This is a genomic window from Bariatricus sp. HCP28S3_A7 (assembly GCF_052066375.1).
In the GTDB taxonomy this organism is placed as follows: Bacteria; Bacillota; Clostridia; order Lachnospirales; family Lachnospiraceae; genus Allocoprococcus.
Genome location: NZ_JBQHSG010000005.1, coordinates 79,031 through 97,411, shown reverse-complemented (window position 1 = coordinate 97,411; position 18,381 = coordinate 79,031). Strand labels below are relative to the sequence as shown.

Annotated in this window: 15 protein-coding genes; 11 read left to right on the top strand and 4 right to left on the bottom strand. The window is 42.2% G+C overall.

Translation table 11 applies throughout. From position 1 onward, the window contains the following. Positions 1-86: 86 nt before the first annotated feature. From ACTNA4_RS05285 to ACTNA4_RS05255, 7 genes are all read left to right on the top strand, one after another. Positions 87-2,117: a transglutaminase domain-containing protein gene (locus tag ACTNA4_RS05285; RefSeq protein WP_441028911.1), complete on the top strand. Its 2,031-nt coding sequence runs from the start codon at positions 87-89 to the stop codon at positions 2,115-2,117. 33 nt (positions 2,118-2,150) lie between these two features. After that, the gene (locus ACTNA4_RS05280) at positions 2,151-3,602 is read left to right on the top strand and encodes a hypothetical protein (protein WP_441028909.1); all 1,452 of its coding nucleotides are present in this window, start codon (positions 2,151-2,153) and stop codon (positions 3,600-3,602) included. Between the two features lie 198 nt (positions 3,603-3,800). After that, on the top strand, positions 3,801-5,615 hold the full coding sequence (locus ACTNA4_RS05275; RefSeq protein ID WP_441028907.1) for a hypothetical protein: 1,815 nt from the start codon (positions 3,801-3,803) through the stop codon (positions 5,613-5,615). 4 nt (positions 5,616-5,619) lie between these two features. Continuing rightward, entirely contained in the window at positions 5,620-7,080 is a 1,461-nt protein-coding gene (locus ACTNA4_RS05270; protein ID WP_441028905.1) for a L,D-transpeptidase family protein, read from the top strand. A 93-nt stretch (positions 7,081-7,173) separates the two neighbouring features. After that, the gene (locus ACTNA4_RS05265; RefSeq protein ID WP_441028903.1) at positions 7,174-8,625 is read left to right on the top strand and encodes a hypothetical protein; all 1,452 of its coding nucleotides are present in this window, start codon (positions 7,174-7,176) and stop codon (positions 8,623-8,625) included. 124 nt (positions 8,626-8,749) lie between these two features. Next, entirely contained in the window at positions 8,750-10,576 is a 1,827-nt protein-coding gene (gene glmS / locus ACTNA4_RS05260; protein WP_441028901.1) for a glutamine--fructose-6-phosphate transaminase (isomerizing), read from the top strand. Positions 10,577-10,699: 123 nt separating this feature from the next. Next, positions 10,700-11,962 carry a S1C family serine protease gene (locus tag ACTNA4_RS05255; RefSeq protein ID WP_427805629.1) on the top strand — a complete coding sequence of 421 codons (1,263 nt, stop codon included), beginning with the start codon at positions 10,700-10,702 and terminating at the stop codon, positions 11,960-11,962. A gap of 77 nt (positions 11,963-12,039) precedes the next feature. Here the strand turns inward: ACTNA4_RS05255 and ACTNA4_RS05250 are convergent, their stop codons facing one another. The 4 genes from ACTNA4_RS05250 to ACTNA4_RS05235 are packed head-to-tail and all read right to left on the bottom strand — an operon-like array spanning position 12,040 to position 13,654. Beyond that, positions 12,040-12,546 carry a superoxide dismutase family protein gene (locus ACTNA4_RS05250; RefSeq protein ID WP_441028899.1) on the bottom strand — a complete coding sequence of 169 codons (507 nt, stop codon included), beginning with the start codon at positions 12,544-12,546 and terminating at the stop codon, positions 12,040-12,042. Next, entirely contained in the window at positions 12,531-13,154 is a 624-nt protein-coding gene (locus tag ACTNA4_RS05245) for a manganese catalase family protein (protein WP_441028897.1), read from the bottom strand. Before ACTNA4_RS05245 ends, ACTNA4_RS05250 begins: the two co-directional genes overlap by 16 nt. Positions 13,155-13,157: 3 nt before the next feature. Further along, positions 13,158-13,430, bottom strand: a complete 273-nt coding sequence (locus ACTNA4_RS05240; RefSeq protein ID WP_427805680.1) for a spore coat protein CotJB — start codon at positions 13,428-13,430, stop codon at positions 13,158-13,160. A gap of 5 nt (positions 13,431-13,435) precedes the next feature. Then, positions 13,436-13,654: a spore coat associated protein CotJA gene (locus ACTNA4_RS05235; protein ID WP_427805681.1), complete on the bottom strand. Its 219-nt coding sequence runs from the start codon at positions 13,652-13,654 to the stop codon at positions 13,436-13,438. A gap of 244 nt (positions 13,655-13,898) precedes the next feature. Here ACTNA4_RS05235 and ACTNA4_RS05230 point away from each other — a divergent pair, with 244 nt between their 5' ends. From ACTNA4_RS05230 to hisC, 4 genes are all read left to right on the top strand, one after another. Further along, positions 13,899-15,635, top strand: a complete 1,737-nt coding sequence (locus tag ACTNA4_RS05230) for an ABC transporter ATP-binding protein (protein WP_427805632.1) — start codon at positions 13,899-13,901, stop codon at positions 15,633-15,635. A 64-nt stretch (positions 15,636-15,699) separates the two neighbouring features. Continuing rightward, entirely contained in the window at positions 15,700-16,266 is a 567-nt protein-coding gene (locus ACTNA4_RS05225) for a tRNA (mnm(5)s(2)U34)-methyltransferase (RefSeq protein ID WP_427805633.1), read from the top strand. Between the two features lie 120 nt (positions 16,267-16,386). Then, positions 16,387-17,316 (top strand): DUF2156 domain-containing protein, encoded by a 930-nt coding sequence (locus ACTNA4_RS05220; RefSeq protein WP_427805634.1) that lies wholly within the window; start codon positions 16,387-16,389, stop codon positions 17,314-17,316. Continuing rightward, positions 17,316-18,380 (top strand): histidinol-phosphate transaminase, encoded by a 1,065-nt coding sequence (hisC, locus tag ACTNA4_RS05215; RefSeq protein ID WP_441029034.1) that lies wholly within the window; start codon positions 17,316-17,318, stop codon positions 18,378-18,380. The genes ACTNA4_RS05220 and hisC overlap by 1 nt, the downstream gene beginning before the upstream one ends. Position 18,381: the final 1 nt, after the last annotated feature.

The following is an 18,381-nucleotide window of genomic DNA, read 5'->3' as shown; positions in this document are numbered from 1 at the left end:
ATTACGTGTGTATTTATGATATAATTTAATTAGATAACAGAAAAGATGCATTACGTGATTCGGCATGATTTTAAGGAGGAAAGAGGATGAAAAAAGGATTATTGATGCTGCTGATAGCAGGAAGTATTTTTTTGACGGGTAATAGCCAAATGTTTTCTTCTGAGTCTGTTGTGTGTGCGGCAGAACAGGATACCGAAACTGGGACTATATTTACCGAGGTTTACGTTAACCCCGTTTATGAGGATGTCTTTCCTGATGATGATCCGTTTTACACCCCTTCAAATGGTATTTCACTTTTTTCTGAACCGGAATATGAAACAAAAGACGAGAATATTGTGAACCAGATCAGACAGGGAATGAAAAATCGGCAGAATACCATCAAATTGTATTATGCTTCGGAAATAGCGTATGATAGCAGCTGGGTTAATAAATGGGTTGAACTTGCTTTAGAAGAGACAGAGGATCCACATGAGGGGGATTATCTCAGGTGGAATTATGGACGGTACCAGATTAATGGAGAATATACCCAGTATGACGGGATTTACTATTATAATTTTGAAATGAATGTTCAGTATTACACTACAGCAAAACAGGAAAAGGAATTGGATACAGCCATAGAGGAACAGATTATAGGGCTCGGTTTGAATGATCCGGATATTTCTGATTACGAAAAAGTCAGGAAAGTATATGATTTTATATGTACGAATATTTCTTATGATTACGAAAATTTAAATGATGATTCCTATTTTTTGAAGTTTACAGCTTATGCAGCGCTGATAAATAAAAAAGCGGTATGCCAGGGGTATTCAGCATTAATGTACAGGATGCTTGAGGATGTCGGAGTAGATACGCGAATGATTTATGGTATCGGTAATGGTGGCGCACATGGATGGAATATGACAAATATTGGGGTAAAATATTATTTCCTTGATGCTACATGGGATGCAGGACAGAGTGAATATAGATACTTCCTTAAAGGGAAAAATAATTTTTCGGATCATGAAATTGACAGCGAGATGGACAGTACCTTGGATGTTTATCCTTTATCTGGTAATGATTATTCTGTAACAAAGATTAAACTGGATCAGTTCAATTTGGAATTGTCACCAAAGCAAAGTGTGAAACTGAAGCTTACAATACTGCCTGATGGAACAGGCGCAGGTGAGACGATTCTGTGGAGCAGTAGTGACAATAATAAAGTCAGTATTGACCAAAAGGGAAATGTAACTGCGATCGCACCGGGAACAGCTGTTATTACGGCAAAAGCTGCGGGAAGAATTGCAACATGTGATGTAACCGTGACTGAAGAATCTGAATTGCCCTCTGGTCAGTGGATACAGAATTCCAAGGGATGGTGGTATCGAAATCCAGATGGAAGTTATCCGAGTAATGGTTGGAGCAAAATTGAGGAAAAATGGTACTATTTTGATGCTCAGGGTTACCGTGTAACAGGCTGGAAAAAAATCAGTGAAAAATGGTATTACTTAGATCCGAAAACGGGAATTATGCAGACGGGCTGGATTAAGGTAGGCGGTAAAATCTATTATATGTCATCCAGTGGAGTTATGAAGACGGGCTGGGAGACCATCAATGATGAATGGTATTATTTCAATTCATCAGGAGCGCGTGAAAACGGATGGATCAATATAGGAAATAAATGGTATTATATGGATCCGGAAACGGGGATCATGCAGACGGGCTGGATCAAGGTGGGGGGTAAATCCTACTATATGTCATCCAGTGGGACTATGCAGACGGGCTGGATGTCTATAGAGAATAAATGGTATTATTTGAACTCATCAGGAACACGTGCAAGTGGCTGGGTGAAAGTTGGTAATAAATGGTATTATATGGATCCTGAAACAGGAATTATGTATGCGGATCAATGGCTTAGCGATACATATTATTTGTCATCCAGTGGGGTAATGGCAATTGGATGGGAGCAAATAGACAATATCTGGTATTATTTTAATTATAATGGAAATAAAGTACGGAACAGTTGGGTAGGAAATTATTATCTGAAAGCCGATGGAAGCATGGCTGTAAATGAATGGGTAGATGGTACCCGCTATTTTGTGGATGAGAATGGAGTATGGGTACCAAATAAAGTAAAGTGATAAATGTTGAAAAATAATGATAGGAGATTATAAATGAATAAAAAGAAAATCATTTCTATGATTGTATCTATTATTTTGATAACAAGTAATTTTACAGTATTTGCAAGTAATAGAACGAACGAGGCAAGCCCAATTGAGACAAAAGCAGGATGGAAAAGATCTGATAATGACTGGTATTATTTTACTGATTCGGGTAAGATGGCCATTGGATGGATACAAGTAAATGGTTATTGGTATTATCTTGATTCAAATGGAAAAATGCAGACGGGCTGGCAGAATATTGATAGCTGTTGGTATTATCTGTCAAATTCAGGAGCCATGCAGACTGATTGGCTGCTTTCGGGAAATAAATGGTATTATTTGAAGAAAAGCGGCAGAATGGCAATCGGATGGGAAAAAATTGGAAGTAAATGGTACTATCTTAAAGAATCCGGCGCGATGGCCTTAGGGTGGGAAAAAATTGGCGGCCGTTGGTATTATTTCTCAGACTCGGGGGCTATGCAAACCGGCTGGCTTCTCTGGAAAAATAATTGGTATTATTTTTGTGACGATGGGAAGATGGCGTTAGGATGGGAAAAGGCAGGAAGCGACTGGTATTATTTGAATGAAGATGGAAGCATGGCCACGGGCTGGAAAAAGGTTAATGAAATCTGGTATTATCTGAATGATTCCGGAAAGATGCTCACGGGCATACAGACAATAGGCGGAAAACGGTATAGTTTTAATACCTGTGGTGCATTGGCCGAAATTGAATTATCGGATGTCCTGAAGAATGCAATAAAACCGTTGGGAAAGACACTTTATGTATGGGGCGGTGGATGGGATGAATCAGATACTGCTGCAGGAGAGACGGCAGTTCATGATGGAATCTGGCCGCAATGGGAGAAGTATTTCCAGGATAACAAGGACAACTACTCCTATTTACCGGGAAAAACATCGTGGAACAATGGTAACAGAGAGGGGCGGTTTTTAGGGCTGGATTGCTCTGGATACCTGGGCTGGACTATTTATAATTCTATATATGGGGGAAGAGATGCTGGTGGATATGTCGTAAAATCATCGAAAATGGCGGAAACATTGAGTGAACATGGTTATGGAAATTCCATTTCCTGTACTCCGAAGAGTAAATTCTATCCTGGTGATGTGGTGAGTATAAATGGGCATTGTTTTCTCTGTCTGGGTCAGTGTAAAGATGGAAGTGTATTAATCCTTCACAGTACGCCCAATGGCGGTGTGCAGATGAGTGGGACTGTATCAGGGACAGAGAGTTCTGAAGCCGCCAGATTGGCAGAAGAATTTATGAAAAATCAATATCCCGAATGGTGGGAAGCATTCGGAAAAGAAAACAGGCAACAGGTAAATGCAGCACAATATCTGAATGGAGCAAAATTTTCCTGGCAAATGAGTGGAACTTTCAAGGATACGAAAGGAATGCAGAAAAAAACAGCTGATGAAGTGGTTCGTTACTTAAAAGAAAGTATATAAGTTTTGCAATTCATTCATGGTATATAATTTGCCATGTATAAAAGAACAAGTTGGGATAAGATGAAAATACCAACTTGTTCTTTGCGTTATAGAAATAACATTGAGGGAATATTTGACAATATTATACAAAAGTGTTAGTGTAATCTGAGGGTGTTTATTCAAAAATAAATTTTGAATGAACCGAAGGAGTGAATATAAATGGGAACAAGACGAATGATCCGAAGTGTATTGTCTGGGGTTATGTGCCTGTGCATGCTTTGGGGAGATGCTGCCTATGCAAGTTCTGGGATACAGAACGCTGTTCCGGTAGGAGAGCAAGAGGGAGTAGAAGAAGAAAGCACGGATACAGGCATTATTGAAGAAACGGCCGAAGAAGAGAAAGTGAAAAATGCGGATTCCCAGACACAGCCGGATTTAGTTGAGAATAATGAACAAAAAAGTCCGGTGTCTAACTCGGATCCGATTAATCTGAATATGATTTTTGACAGTAAAACATACATGGCAGGCGATGAAGTTCTGTTACGGTTTTGTGCGGAGCGGGCAAATGAATATGAAATTATTATCGTTGAAAGTGATACGGGGATCATTGTTGAGGATATCAAACAAGTCTCCCGAGATTATCGATGGAAAATAGAAAAATCCGGAAACTATACTGTATATTTTAGGGCTTTTAATAATAAAGGAAGTGCAAAGAGCCAGGAAAAACATTTCAAAACATATGATGCAAAGGGAAGTTGGATAAAATTTGGAAAACGATGGAAATATAAACTAGCTGATACATTATATGTTAGGGATACATTGATAAAAATAGGTGAAAAATACTATTTGTTTGATGATCAAGGATATATGATGACTGGTTGGCAGTATATAGATGGTAAATGGATTTATTTTGATACATCAGGTGCAAGAGCAAGTGGATGGATTAAAGTAAAGAAATGCTGGTATTTTTTAAATGAAGAAGGTGTTAGGCAGACGGGATGGCAGTTACTGAATGGGGATTGGTATTATCTGGAATCTTCAGGAAGAATGGTGACCGGTTGGAAGAAATACAACGGAAAGTGGTATTATTTAGAAACATCAGGTGCTATGGCTACTGGTTGGACAAATGTAAACGGTAAGTGGTATTATTTACAAGAAAACGGTATCATGGCGACTGGGTGGATATATCTTAACGATCACTGGTATTATCTGGATACATCTGGAAAGATGCTGCTCGGATGGAATTATATAGGAGGAGTATGGTATCATTTTAATACATATGGTGAAATGCAAACTGGATGGCAGAAAATAAACGGAGCGTGGTATTACCTTAAAGAATCAGGGGCAATGCAGACAGGATGGCTGAAAGAGAATGAGAACTGGTATTTCCTGAAAAGTGATGGAAGCATGGCAGTGAATTGGACTATTATCAACGGAAAATGGTACTATTTTGATGCCTCTGGAAAATGGATTGAGGGTAAAATAGCAGATGATGTTTTTATAGGAACGTGCAGAGAGAAGATTGTTGCAGAGTTGGAAGCACATCAATACGACTCGTATTATCTGGGAACAAGGTATGCAGGATTGAGTATGGCAACCGGGGCTAAAGATCCGTGTATGCATCCTAATGGTTCTCCGGGCAATAATGGCTATACAGGTTTGAATTGTACGGGGTTTGTTGCATTTGTCGTACAAAAATGTGGTGGTGATTTGAGCAAAATTGATAAGATGGGACGTACTGGAGGGTATGTAAATGCAACCAGTTGGCTTGACTATGCAAAGAAAACGGATACAGTATATTATAAATTTGAGTCGATTTCTTCGCTACTTGCAAGTGGAAAAGCAGAAAAAAGAGATATTATATACTGTGAACCGGATTGGAGCAAAAGAGGGGCGGATTGTCATATAGGTTTCTTTTGGGGGGACACACCATCTTCTGATGTTTTCTGGCATCAGGTTGAAACCAATATTATTTCCAATATTAAAGCAGGAACACCACAAATTAGATATTATTTAATCAAGACAGGAGTTTAAAAAAATGAGAAAGAAGAAATATGTTTGTGTATTGATGGCGATTATGTTAGCTGCAAACAGTATAACAGTTTTCGCGGGTGAAAAAATAGATAATCATATAGAGGGACAGGGGATTTCCTATAATGATACGCCGAATATGGATTCAAATGAAGTGGATGAGGATACACCGGAAGGGGTGACTGGGTGGTATGAAACGGAAGGCGGATGGAAGTATCAGTATGGGGAAGGATGTTTCTACAGTAACGAAATGGTAGAAATTGATGGGAAATACTATTATTTTGATGAAGAAGGCTATCGGGCAGTTGGATGGATATTACTGGAGTCTTCGTGGTACTTATTTAGTGCTTCTGGCGAAAGAGTATCCGGATGGATCAAAGATAATGGATATTGGTATTATTTAGATGAAGATGGTCAAATGCTGACCGGCTGGCAATATATTGACGAGGGATGGTACTATTTTTCCGGTTCGGGAAAAATGCAAACTGGATGGATTTCTACTGGAAATAAGTGGTACTACCTTCAAAATAGCGGGAAAATGTCAATAGGGTGGCAAAAGGTTGGAAATCACTGGTATTATCTGAAAGAATCAGGGGCAATGGCAATTGGCTGGGAGAAAATAAAAGAACAATGGTATCTTTTCGCCGATTCGGGTAAAATGCAAACCGGATGGTATCAATCTGGAAATAAATGGTACTATCTACGGAGTGATGGCAGCATGGCAATCGGTTGGGAAAAATCTGGAAGCACCTGGTATTATTTCAAGGATTCAGGAAATATGGCAACAGGATGGCAATTTGTTGATGGGAACTGGTACTATTTAAAGGATTCAGGTGCTATGTCAACAGGGTGGCTGAATCAGGGAGATCATTGGTATTACCTCAAGAATTCTGGAAAAATGGCAATTGGCTGGGAGTACATTTCGGGGTATAAGTATTATTTTAATTCTAATGGAAGTATGTGCGATGATTTGCGAGGAATGGTATCCGGTCCGTATTATATTATGGTAAATAGAAAACAGAACTGTGTAACAGTTTATGCAAAAGATGGTGATAATGGGTACATTATTCCGATTAAGGCTTTTTTGTGTTCTACAGGAGGAACGAAAACCCCGCTAGGAACCTTTACGATGTCTACTCAGTATAGATGGCATCAATTGTATGGAGCGGCAGGACAGTATTGCAGCAGAATTACGGGACATGTATTGTTCCATTCTGTACCATATTATACGTTGGGGGATAATCATTCTCTGATGCCGGGACAATTTAACAGACTTGGAACAAATGCATCCGCTGGATGTGTAAGGTTATGCACAGGAGATGCGAAGTGGATATATGACAATTGCAGTACGGGGAGTACACAGATTACGATATATGATGGTGAGTCCTCAAGCCCGTTAGGTAGACCAAGTTTACCCAAAATACCGTATAATCAAAACTGGGATCCAACAGACCCTTCTGTGTACTAGAAAATTGAAAACTATATATAGACATCGTTTTTTAAAAATTGTATAATATTTATTGAGTATGCAAACAGAAAAAATATAGAAAGAGGAAAGCACATGAAGATAATAAAGCGAATCGCAACAATGTTATTAGCAATATGTCTGCTGGTGCCATGCTTTGCAACGATCTCTCAGGCAGCAGACGGAATTATATTCTTTACCGATCTGGAAACAAAAGTTGGGGATACATTTACCATAACCGGGACGGTGGTTGCCCGGAACAGTGTGTTGGGCGATGCAACTGTGGAGATGACGTATGATACAAATTACATACGTTTCATGGAAGGGGAAGGCGTCAATGCAGACGGCAGCGGGAAACTGGTGTTTACCGGATCCGGTGACGGGAACAGTGACCGTCTGGAATTCGATATGACATTCCAGGCACTCCAGGAAGGAAGTACTAGGCTTCAGCAGGGAAGTGCTAATGTAACGAACAGATCCGGTGAGAGTGTGGACTGTGAGAGTGGATTTGCAGATGTTGAAATCGGGGAAGGAGATCCAAGCAAAATTCTTCCGGTAGGAAAGACAAAAACTGTCACAGTAGAAGGGGTAGAGTATACGCTTTCAGAAGCATTCACGGAGAGTGAGCTTCCAACGGGCTTTACTGCTGGTGAATTTGAATTTGATGGGGAGACTTTTAAAGGTGCAGTTCAGCACAGTAGCGGACTTGTTGCTGCATATCTGATCGATAATGAACAGGCAGGAAACTTCTGGTTATATTATGCGGAAGATGGTTCTTTCTATCCATTTGAAGAGATTATGATTTCGGATACATACTCTATAATAGTACTTGACGGAACCAATGAAGTGAAGATGCCGGAAAAATATGCAGAAGCAACACTGGATATCAATGGAGTGAGCTTTCCGGCATGGGCAGAGCCTGAGCGGGAAGGATTTCTGATTATTTATGCGGTCAATAATGATGGTGAGAAATCACTTTACCTGTATGATTCTGTGGAACATACCTATCAGAGAATGGAGACACCGAAGACGGGGACAACTGTGACACCTAAAGAAGAAAGTACGCTTGACAAGGTTCTGGAAGTTATAACAGATTATTTGGTATGGGTATTAGTAGGTGTGGGCTGCTTGATCTTTATTCTGGTAATTCTGTTAATTGTGACAGCCGTCAAACTCCGGAACAGGAATGTTGAGCTGGATGAGCTGTATGATGAGTATGGTATAGATGAAGAAGACGATATGCCCAAGGTTCAGCCCAAGAAGAATTTGTTCAAAAAACCTCTTGAAGAAGATGATGATTTTGATGATTATTATGATGATGAAGAGTATTATTATGATGATGAAGAATCCGACGATGATCTTGCTGAATTAAGAGAAGACTTTATGACGGTAGCACCAAAAAAAAGTAATTTAGACGAGTATTATGACGAGGATGATTATGTGGACGATGATTATGACGAGGATTACGAAGATGAGTCACATGAGGAAGAGGACGGAACAACAACAAAAGGTGATACTTTTGAAATGGACTTTATTGATTTAGATTAGATTGCGTAAAAGGGATATTGGAAACAATATCCCTTTTTCTATTTACAAATTGTTACAAGTTTGTTACAATACATGGAAAAGTGCAAAAAAAATACACTATCGTACAAAAACGGAGGACATAATTATGTGTGGAATTGTTGGATATATAGGAGATCAACAGGCAGCGCCGATTTTATTGGATGGACTTTCTAAATTGGAATACAGAGGATATGATTCGGCAGGTATTGCTGTATTTAATGGAACGGAGATTGATGTGGTTAAATCAAAAGGGCGGCTTAAAGTCCTTAGTGAAATGACTCACGATGGAACGAAAATGCCGGGAACACTTGGGATCGGACATACCAGGTGGGCAACACATGGAGAACCATCCGATACGAATGCGCATCCTCATTTTAATAAAGATGAGAGCATTGTGGTAGTTCATAATGGAATTATAGAAAACTATCTGAAATTAAAAAAGAAACTTCAGAGTAAAGGATATCAGTTCATTTCAGAAACGGATACTGAGGTTATCGCGCATTTGCTGGATTATTATTATACAGGGAATCCGCTTCAGACTGTCACCAAAATAATGCATCGTATGGAAGGGTCTTATGCGCTTGGCATTATATTTAAAGATCATCCGGATGAATTGTATGCTGTCAGAAAAGATAGTCCGCTGATCGTCGGTCATACCGAAGACGGAAATATTATCGCTTCTGATGTGCCGGCAGTTCTGAAATATACAAGAGATGTCTTTTTTATTGAAAATGAAGAAATTGTCCGCATGACGAAAAATTCCATGGAATTTTTCTCAGTTGATGAGGAGCCGCTGCAGAAAGAAGCAACTCATATTGAATGGGATGTTAATGCAGCAGAAAAAGGCGGATATGAGCATTTTATGCTGAAAGAAATGTATGAACAGCCGAAAGCGATTACCGATACATTTTCACCTAGGATTAAAGACGGAAAAATTGTAATTGAAGAACTCGGGATGACAGATGAAGAAATCCGTGGAATCAAAAAGATTATGATTGTAGCATGTGGCTCCGCATATCACACTGGAGTTACCAGTAAATATATTTTTGAGGGACTTGCAAGGATTCCTGTTGAGGTGGATCTTGCATCGGAATTCCGGTACCGTGATCCGATTATCGAAGATGGTACCATGGTCATCGTGATCAGCCAGTCCGGAGAGACGGCGGATTCTCTTGCTGCACTGCGGGAAGCAAAGAAAAGAGGGGCACGCGTACTTGGTATTGTAAATGTGGTGGGAAGTTCCATTGCCAGAGAAGCGGACAATGTAATGTACACATGGGCAGGACCGGAAATTGCGGTTGCAACAACGAAAGCGTACTCGGCCCAGCTTGTAGCACAGTATTTACTTGCTATGAAATTTGCTTATGTACGCGGAAAGCTGAATGATCCGGAGCTGGCGGAAATGCTGGAAGATCTTCGTCGTCTTCCGGAACAGGTAGAGATGCTTTTAAATAATAAGCAGAAGATTCAGAAATTTGCAAACAGATATCTTGCTGCAAAGGATATTTTCTTTATCGGCCGTGGTATTGATTATGCAATCTCATTGGAAGGTTCTTTGAAATTGAAAGAGATTTCCTATATTCATTCAGAGGCATATGCCGCCGGTGAGCTGAAACATGGAACTATCTCGCTGATTGAAGAAGGGACGCTGGTATCTGCGGTTTTGACTCAGCCGGATCTGTACAAGAAGATGATTAGTAATATGGTTGAAGTGAAGACCAGAGGAGCATTTGTCATGGCGGTGACCAATACCGGTAATACGGAAGTTGAAAAAGCTGCTGATTATGTGATCTATATCCCAAAAACGAATAAGTATTTTACAAATTCGCTGGCGATCATTCCGCTTCAGTTATTTGGATATTATGTTTCGATCGGCAGAGGATGCGATGTGGATAAACCGAGAAATCTGGCAAAATCGGTTACTGTTGAATAATCATAAAGTTAAGCAATTGTGATATATATTGGTTTTCCTTATTTTTTAATCGTTTTATCACACTTTTATCACAATTATCGATTAAACTCTAAGTCATAAAGATAAGGAAAGGGGATTTTGGTTATGGAAAACCAGTACAATTATTATAGACCAGATGACGATAATAATACAGACAGATCATTTCAGGAAAGCAGAAAGGCACCGAAGCCGAAGAAGAAATTTCCGAAAAAGGCAATAGCGGTTGCGGGATTTGCGGTTATGTTTGGCGTGATCGGGGGACTGACCTTCCAGGGAACGAACTATATAACGGGTAAACTTTTGGGAACGACGAGCACGAAAGAAGAGACAAAAAGTACGAAGACGGTTGCCAATACCCAGCTTACGACCTCGAAGACCGCGGTTTCTTCCGATGTATCCGATATTGTGGATGCAACGCTCCCATCGATCGTTTCGATTACCAATATGAGTGTTCAGCAGGTACAGGATTTCTTCGGAGGCATCCGGCAACAGGAAAGCAAGAGCGCGGGTTCCGGCATCATCATCAGTCAGAATGATACAGAGCTGCTGATCGTGACGAACAATCATGTAGTAGAGGGAAGCGAGACACTTACAGTTACATTTGTTGATGAGACGAGTGTGGAGGCGCTGATCAAAGGAACAGATTCTGCAAGAGATTTGGCAGTTGTTGCAGTTCCACTGGAGAAGATTCCGGATGAGACGATGGATGCGATCAAGCTTGCAACGCTTTGTGATTCGGATGGCATCAAGGTCGGAGAACCTGCCATTGCAATCGGAAATGCACTTGGCTATGGACAGTCTGTTACAATGGGAATTGTCAGTGCAACGGAACGTACGATTTCCGGTTATGACGGAACCTATATTCAGACAGATGCAGCAATCAACCCCGGAAACAGCGGCGGAGCACTGCTGAACATCAATGGAGAAGTGATTGGTATTAACTCTGCAAAGATCAATGCATCTGAAGTCGAAGGAATGGGATTTGCGATTCCGATTTCCGATACAACCGATATTATCGAGAATTTGATGAATAAAGAAACGAGAAGCAAAGTCAGCGAAGCAGAACGTGGATATCTGGGTATTAAGGGATATGATGTAACAGAAGAAGGCGCACAGATGTATAATATGCCGACCGGCGTTTTCATTGCGGAAGTCATTGATGGCGGCGGTGCAAAAGACGCAGGTCTGACAAAAGGCATGATCATCACAGAGTTTGACGGAAGTTCTGTTGACGATATGGAAACTCTGAAAGGCTTGCTGGAATATTATAAAGTAGGTGAGGAAGTTTCAGTGAAGGTTCAGGTTCCGGAAAAAAATGGTGAATACACGGAGCAGGAAGTTACTGTAAAACTGGGTAAAGCATCGTAAGACCTCCTATATTGATTTAGAGTTGTACATGAAAAAAGCGGATTATTGTAGTCCGCTTTTTTCATACTTATTCTTCTTCATTTTCCGCTTATAATCTGCCCACATGCGATTTTGCGTCCACTGTTCCCGGATGGCTGTGCCCTGTAATCATCCGGCATTTCATGAATGATCACCGTTTTCCCAATGACTTCTTCCGGATAGAAGCGATCGGTATAGAAGGCTTCCATTGCATAACCGTCATTCCCCATCAGCACAGGAAAATCACCCGAATGCCCCGGATGATCACAATGCGTTGTGTTCCAGTGCATGCCTGTATCAGCAAAAGGATCTTCCTGATTTCCTGTACAGCGGTTTCCGGAATGAATGTGGAATCCATAAAAGCCGCCCCTGCAATGCTCAGCACTTTGGGGAAGACCGGAGATACTTGCAACGACAAGGGTTCCGCGCCAGAGAGGATAAAACATCACTTCGCCCATAATATCGGAGAATTCTTTGCTGCCGCGAACTTCTGCCTGTGCATCCGGTTTCTGGGACAGAAGGATCCGGATTGTATCATTCAGGACCTGGTTCATTTCTGCTTGCACCCGCACATTTCTTTCTTGTCGAATTCCGGGTTGATGGCATAGAAGTTTCGGCTATCCAGATTCTCCTGAACGATTCGCAGACTTTCGCCGAATCTTTGGTAATGAACAATTTCTCTTTTCCGGAGAAAACGGATCGGATCGCATACTTCCGGATCTTTCACAAGGCGGAGAATGTTGTCGTATGTTGTGCGGGCTTTTTGCTCTGCTGCCATATCTTCATGAAGATCTGTGATCGGATCCCCTTTCGATTGAAAATATGTTGCAGTCCATGGTGTACCTCCGGCTGACTGGGGCCAGAGAGCGAGGGTGTGGTCTACAAAATATTTGTCGAAGCCGGAGGCCTTTATTTCATCAAGGGAAAGGTCTCTGGTGAGCTGGTAAATGATTGCGCAGACGATCTCAAGGTGAGCAAGTTCCTCTGTGCCGATGTCAGTCAGTATACCGGTTACTTCTTTGTACGGCATGGTATATCGTTGGGAGAGATATCGCATTGAAGCAGCAAGCTCCCCGTCCGGGCCGCCAAATTGACTAATGATAACCTGAGCTATTTTCGGATTGGTCTGGCTGATTTTGACCGGATACTGTAAACGTTTTTCATAATTCCACATACTCTAACACCATCCTTCCTGCCATGGCCATGGCTCATGGATCCAGTTCCATCTGTCGGTGCACGAAGCAACCGTTGTATCGATGGTAAGCGGACCATAATATTTCGCGTATTCTTTCAATGCCTGATTCCGCATTTTACTGTATTCGTGAAATAACTGCAGTGCGGCGTTGTCACATGGGTGGGTGTCCAGATATAATTTGACATCATCCACCATAAAGCTCGCCTGGTTGATCGTGCAAAGCAGTTCCCGGCGGCAAGGTTTTCCCTGATTCATTTCATTCATGACTGGCATCCTCCTGTTCCATGAAATGGTTTATCCAGTTCTTCGAAAATCGTACCACGGCAGAATGCTTTCTCAGGTTCATAGATTTTTCTCCAGTTCTGCCACGGAACATAAGCCATCGCGAGTGGCATTCCTTCCAGTGCGTCATCCCGGTCGCAGCAGGAATTCATATTTCTGTTTCCGGAATACGGAGAAGGTGCAGATCCCGGAGCCATGCCATTGTTCATTCGATAGCCGTGACCGCAGTTCCCACGCCTCATATAATCGTTTGTATCATTCCGATAATTCTGCATGAGTAGTAAGCTCCTTCCATAGTATTTACAATATTATAGTATGGAAGCCGGGGGAAAAGGGTTCCCCATCAGGATTAATAAAAACAAACATGATCATAAACGATTGAAAGCCTTCCGAAGGTGTAGTATAATTTGGAAAGAGTCTGTGAAATGGGGGTTTTGAACTATGTGGGAAAAAATAAAAAAGTTATTAGCCTACTATGGACCGTACAAATTTTTGCTGTTCAGTGATTTGTTTTTTGCGGTAGTAGGGGCCATGGTAACGCTCGCAATTCCGCTCATCGTGCGATACATTACAAGTGAGGTTGTATATTTCAGCCCGAATGAAGCAAATAGTGCGATTCTGCGGCTGGGGATTTTCCTGGTGATTCTGGTGCTGATCGAGTATGGCTGCAATTATTATATAGCATTCCTGGGACATATGATGGGGGCCCGGATGGAAGCGGATATGAGAAGTGATATTTTTGGTCATTATCAGAAGCTGACATTTGCGTTTTATGATAATCAGAAGGTGGGACATCTGCTTTCGAGAATTACAAGTGACTTGTTCGATATCAGTGAGCTTTTGCATCATGGGCCTGAGGATGTGCTGATTTCGGTGATCAAGATCGTAGGTTCTTTTGTAATCCTGCTGCAAATCAATGCGAAGCTGACACTGGTTGCGTTTGCGTTTCTTCCGTTTATGGTGGTGTTTGCTGTACATTATAATAAGAAAATGAAGCGGGCATTTTCTCAGAACAGGGCGAGGATTGCGGATATCAACAGTCAGATCGAGGACAGTCTGTCGGGAATCCGTGTGGTAAAATCGTTCGCAAATGAAGGCGAAGAGTTGAAAAAATTCAATGTGGGAAATGACCGATTTGTGGAATCAAAGCGGACAAGCTACAAGTATATGGGGATTTACCATTCCGGTCTGAATGCGATGACGACACTGGTGACGGTCGGTGTTCTGGTGGCAGGAGGAAGCTTCCTGACGACCGGTACGGTAGAGGTGACGGATCTGATTACGTTTCTTCTCTATATCAGTAATTTTACGGAGCCGGTGAAGAAGCTGGTGAATTCAGCGGAACAGTTCCAGAATGGATATACCGGGTTTGAGCGTTTTCTGGAGATCCTTTCAATCGCGCCGGATATTACAGATAAGCCGGACGCAGTCGAGGTGGGGAATTTGCAGGGCGACATCGAATTCAAGAATGTTTCGTTCCATTATGAGGATAATAAGGAGAAGGTGCTGAACCATATTAATCTGAAGGTGCATGCCGGAGAGTATATGGCGCTTGTCGGCCCTTCCGGTGTGGGTAAGACAACACTTTGCAGTCTGATTCCACGATTCTATGAAGTGTCGGAGGGAGCTATTCAGATTGATGGTATGGACGTTCGAGATATGAAGCTTGCCAATCTGAGAAATAATATCGGTATTGTTCAGCAGGATGTCTACCTGTTTGCGGGTACGATCATGGACAATATCCGTTATGGAAAACCGGGGGCGACGGACGCAGAGGTCATACTTGCGGCGAAGCGTGCAAATGCGCATGAATTTATCATGGCATTCCCGGACGGATATGATACGGATATCGGACAGCGGGGAGTGAAGCTTTCCGGAGGGCAGAAGCAGAGATTATCCATCGCCAGAGTTTTCTTAAAGAACCCGCCGATTCTGATCTTCGATGAGGCGACATCGGCACTGGATAATGAGAGTGAGAAAGTGGTTCAGCAATCCCTCGAAGAGCTTGCGAAGAACCGGACCACGTTTGTGATCGCGCACAGACTTACGACGATCCGCAATGCCCAGAGGATTCTGGTGCTTACGGAGAACGGAATCGCAGAACAGGGAACGCATGAGGAACTTCTGGCAAAGAAGGGTGTATATGAATCCTTGTATCATATGCATTTTCAGAGTTAACATGGGAAAACTATGACAGAAAATATGTCAGAACAAGGCTGACAGGATAAGAGAAGGTGAAACGATGCCGGGCAGATTTCAGATTACAGAATATTGCCATCATTTTCTGGAAGAATATGTGAGGGAAAATGACTGTTGTATCGATGCGACAGCGGGAAATGGGAATGATACCGAGTTTTTATGCCGGATGGTCGGGGAAGGCGGAAAGGTCTATGCATTCGACGTGCAGGAAGAGGCTATCCGCCAGACCCGGCTGCGTCTTGAGAACGCCGGATTGACCGCGCGTGCGAGTCTGATACTGGATGGTCACGAGAACATGGCGAAGTATGTTCAGGAAGAGGCCTCTGCGGTGGTGTTTAATTTCGGGTATCTTCCAGGAGGAGATCACAAGGTGGCAACGAGACCGGAGACCAGTCTGATCGCAGTGGAGCAGGGACTTGGGCTTTTGAAAAAAGGCGGTGTGATGAGCCTCTGTATTTACAGCGGGGGAGACACCGGGTATGAGGAAAAGGAAGCGCTGCTTTCGTATTTGAAAGAACTGGATTCGAAAAAGTGGCTCGTACTTGTGAACAGTTATTATAACCGGAAAAATGATCCGCCTCTGCCGGTATTTGTGATCCGGTTAAAATAGATAAACGATACAGTAACGGTTTTATTTATTTTAAATTGCAATTTCATGTCAAAAAAAGACAGATTTTGTGTTATACTGGTACGGAGTTATTGAAAAAAAAGGAGTATTTGAAGTGATTTTATGATAGAAGCAGAATTCAGAAGACCGGAATTAAGGGATCAGGAGTTGATTTCCTGGTATTTTCGTCAGTATCCGAGCAGAAGTTGTGACCGGACGTTTGCAAATGTGTTTTTGTGGGCAAAACATTATAATGTGGAGTTTGCAGAGTATAAGCGCACCCTTTTGTTCAGGGACAACAGTGCGGGGTATGGATTCGCTTTTCCGGCAGGCGTGGATGAAGATGTGAGAAATGTGATACCGGAGCTGGTAAACCAGGCAAAAGAGGATGGAGAAAGATTCTGTCTTTACGGTATTACAAAAGAACATATGGAAAAGCTGGAAATGTGGTTTCCGAAAGAATTTGTATGTGAATACAACCGGGACGAAGCGGATTACGTCTATGAGACGGAAAAACTGGCGACTCTTTCCGGAAAGAAGCTTCACAGTAAGAGGAATCATATCAATAAATTCCGTCAAGTCCATGCGGGCAACTGGAGTTATGAGACACTGTCCGGAAAAAATCTGGAGGAGTGTTTCCAGATGGCTCTCAGATGGCGAAATGAGAATGGCTGTGAAGAAGATGAAGAGAAGAATGCAGAGATGTGCGTGACGCTCAACTCCCTCAGGTTGTTTGAAGAACTTGGCCTGACAGGCGGAGTATTAAGAGTGGACGGTGAGATCGTTGCTTTTACGATCGGAGAAGCAGTGAATGATGATACCTTTGTTGTTCACATCGAGAAGGCATATGCAGAAGTGGAAGGTTCGTACACGATGATCAATCAGCAGTTTGTGGAGCACGAGCTGTTGGGGAAATATCGATATGTCAACAGGGAAGATGATGTCGGTCTTGAGGGACTCAGAAAGGCAAAGCTTTCTTATAAGCCGGTCTTTCTGGTAGAAAAAGGATATGTGACACTTGCGAACGAACAAAATACAGAAAGGCATGAATGATGAAAGCATTTGAAAAAAATATCAGAAAAGTAGAACCTTATGTGCCCGGTGAGCAGCCGCAGAGAAAGGTGATCAAATTAAATACCAATGAGAATCCATATCCGCCTTCGCCGGGAGTGCTTGCGGCGATGAAGGAACTGGAACAGAATATGGAGACGCTTCGCCTTTACCCGGATCCGACAGCGGATCTCTTGGTAAGCGCACTGGCTGATTATTATCATGTGGGAAAAGATCAGGTTTTTGTGGGAGTCGGATCGGATGATGTACTTGCCATGTGTTTTCTGACATTTTTCAATTCGGAGAAACCGATCTTTTTCCCGGATATTACATACTCTTTCTATAAAGTATGGGCGGATCTGTACCGGATTCCGTATGAATGCAAGCCGCTCGATGAAGCGTTCCGGATTGTGAAAGAAGATTATTACGAAGAGAACGGCGGTGTGATCTTCCCGAATCCGAATGCGCCGACCTCGCTCTACGAGAATCTGGATTTTGTGGAAGATATCCTCAAACACAATCAGGATGTCATTGTGATTGTGGATGAAGCATATATTGATTTTGCAGGAGAGTCCGCGCTGAAGCTGCTTGATAAATATGAGAATCTGCTCATTGTACAGACATTTTCCAAGGCGCGCTCCATGGCGGGCATGCGAATCGGATATGCCATCGGAAGTCCGCTTCTGATCAAATATCTGAACGATGCGAAGTACTCCTTTAATTCCTATACGATGAATAAAACATCGCTTGTATATGGCGTGGAGGCTGTCAAAGACAAAGTGTATTTTGAAGAGACGATACAGAAAATCGTGGCGACAAGAACATGGGCGGCAGAGGAGTTTCGTAAATTGGGATTCGTGTTCCCGGAACCGGCTGCAAACTTTATTTTTGTTTCTCATCCGGATTATGATGCAAAGGAACTTTTTGAGGCGCTCAAGGCAAATGATATTTATGTGCGTTACTGGGGAAGCGAAAGGATTGAACAGTATCTGCGTGTAACGATAGGAACAAGGGAAGAGATGGAGGCATTATTCGCTTTCCTGAAAAAATATATGAAGAAGTGTTAGG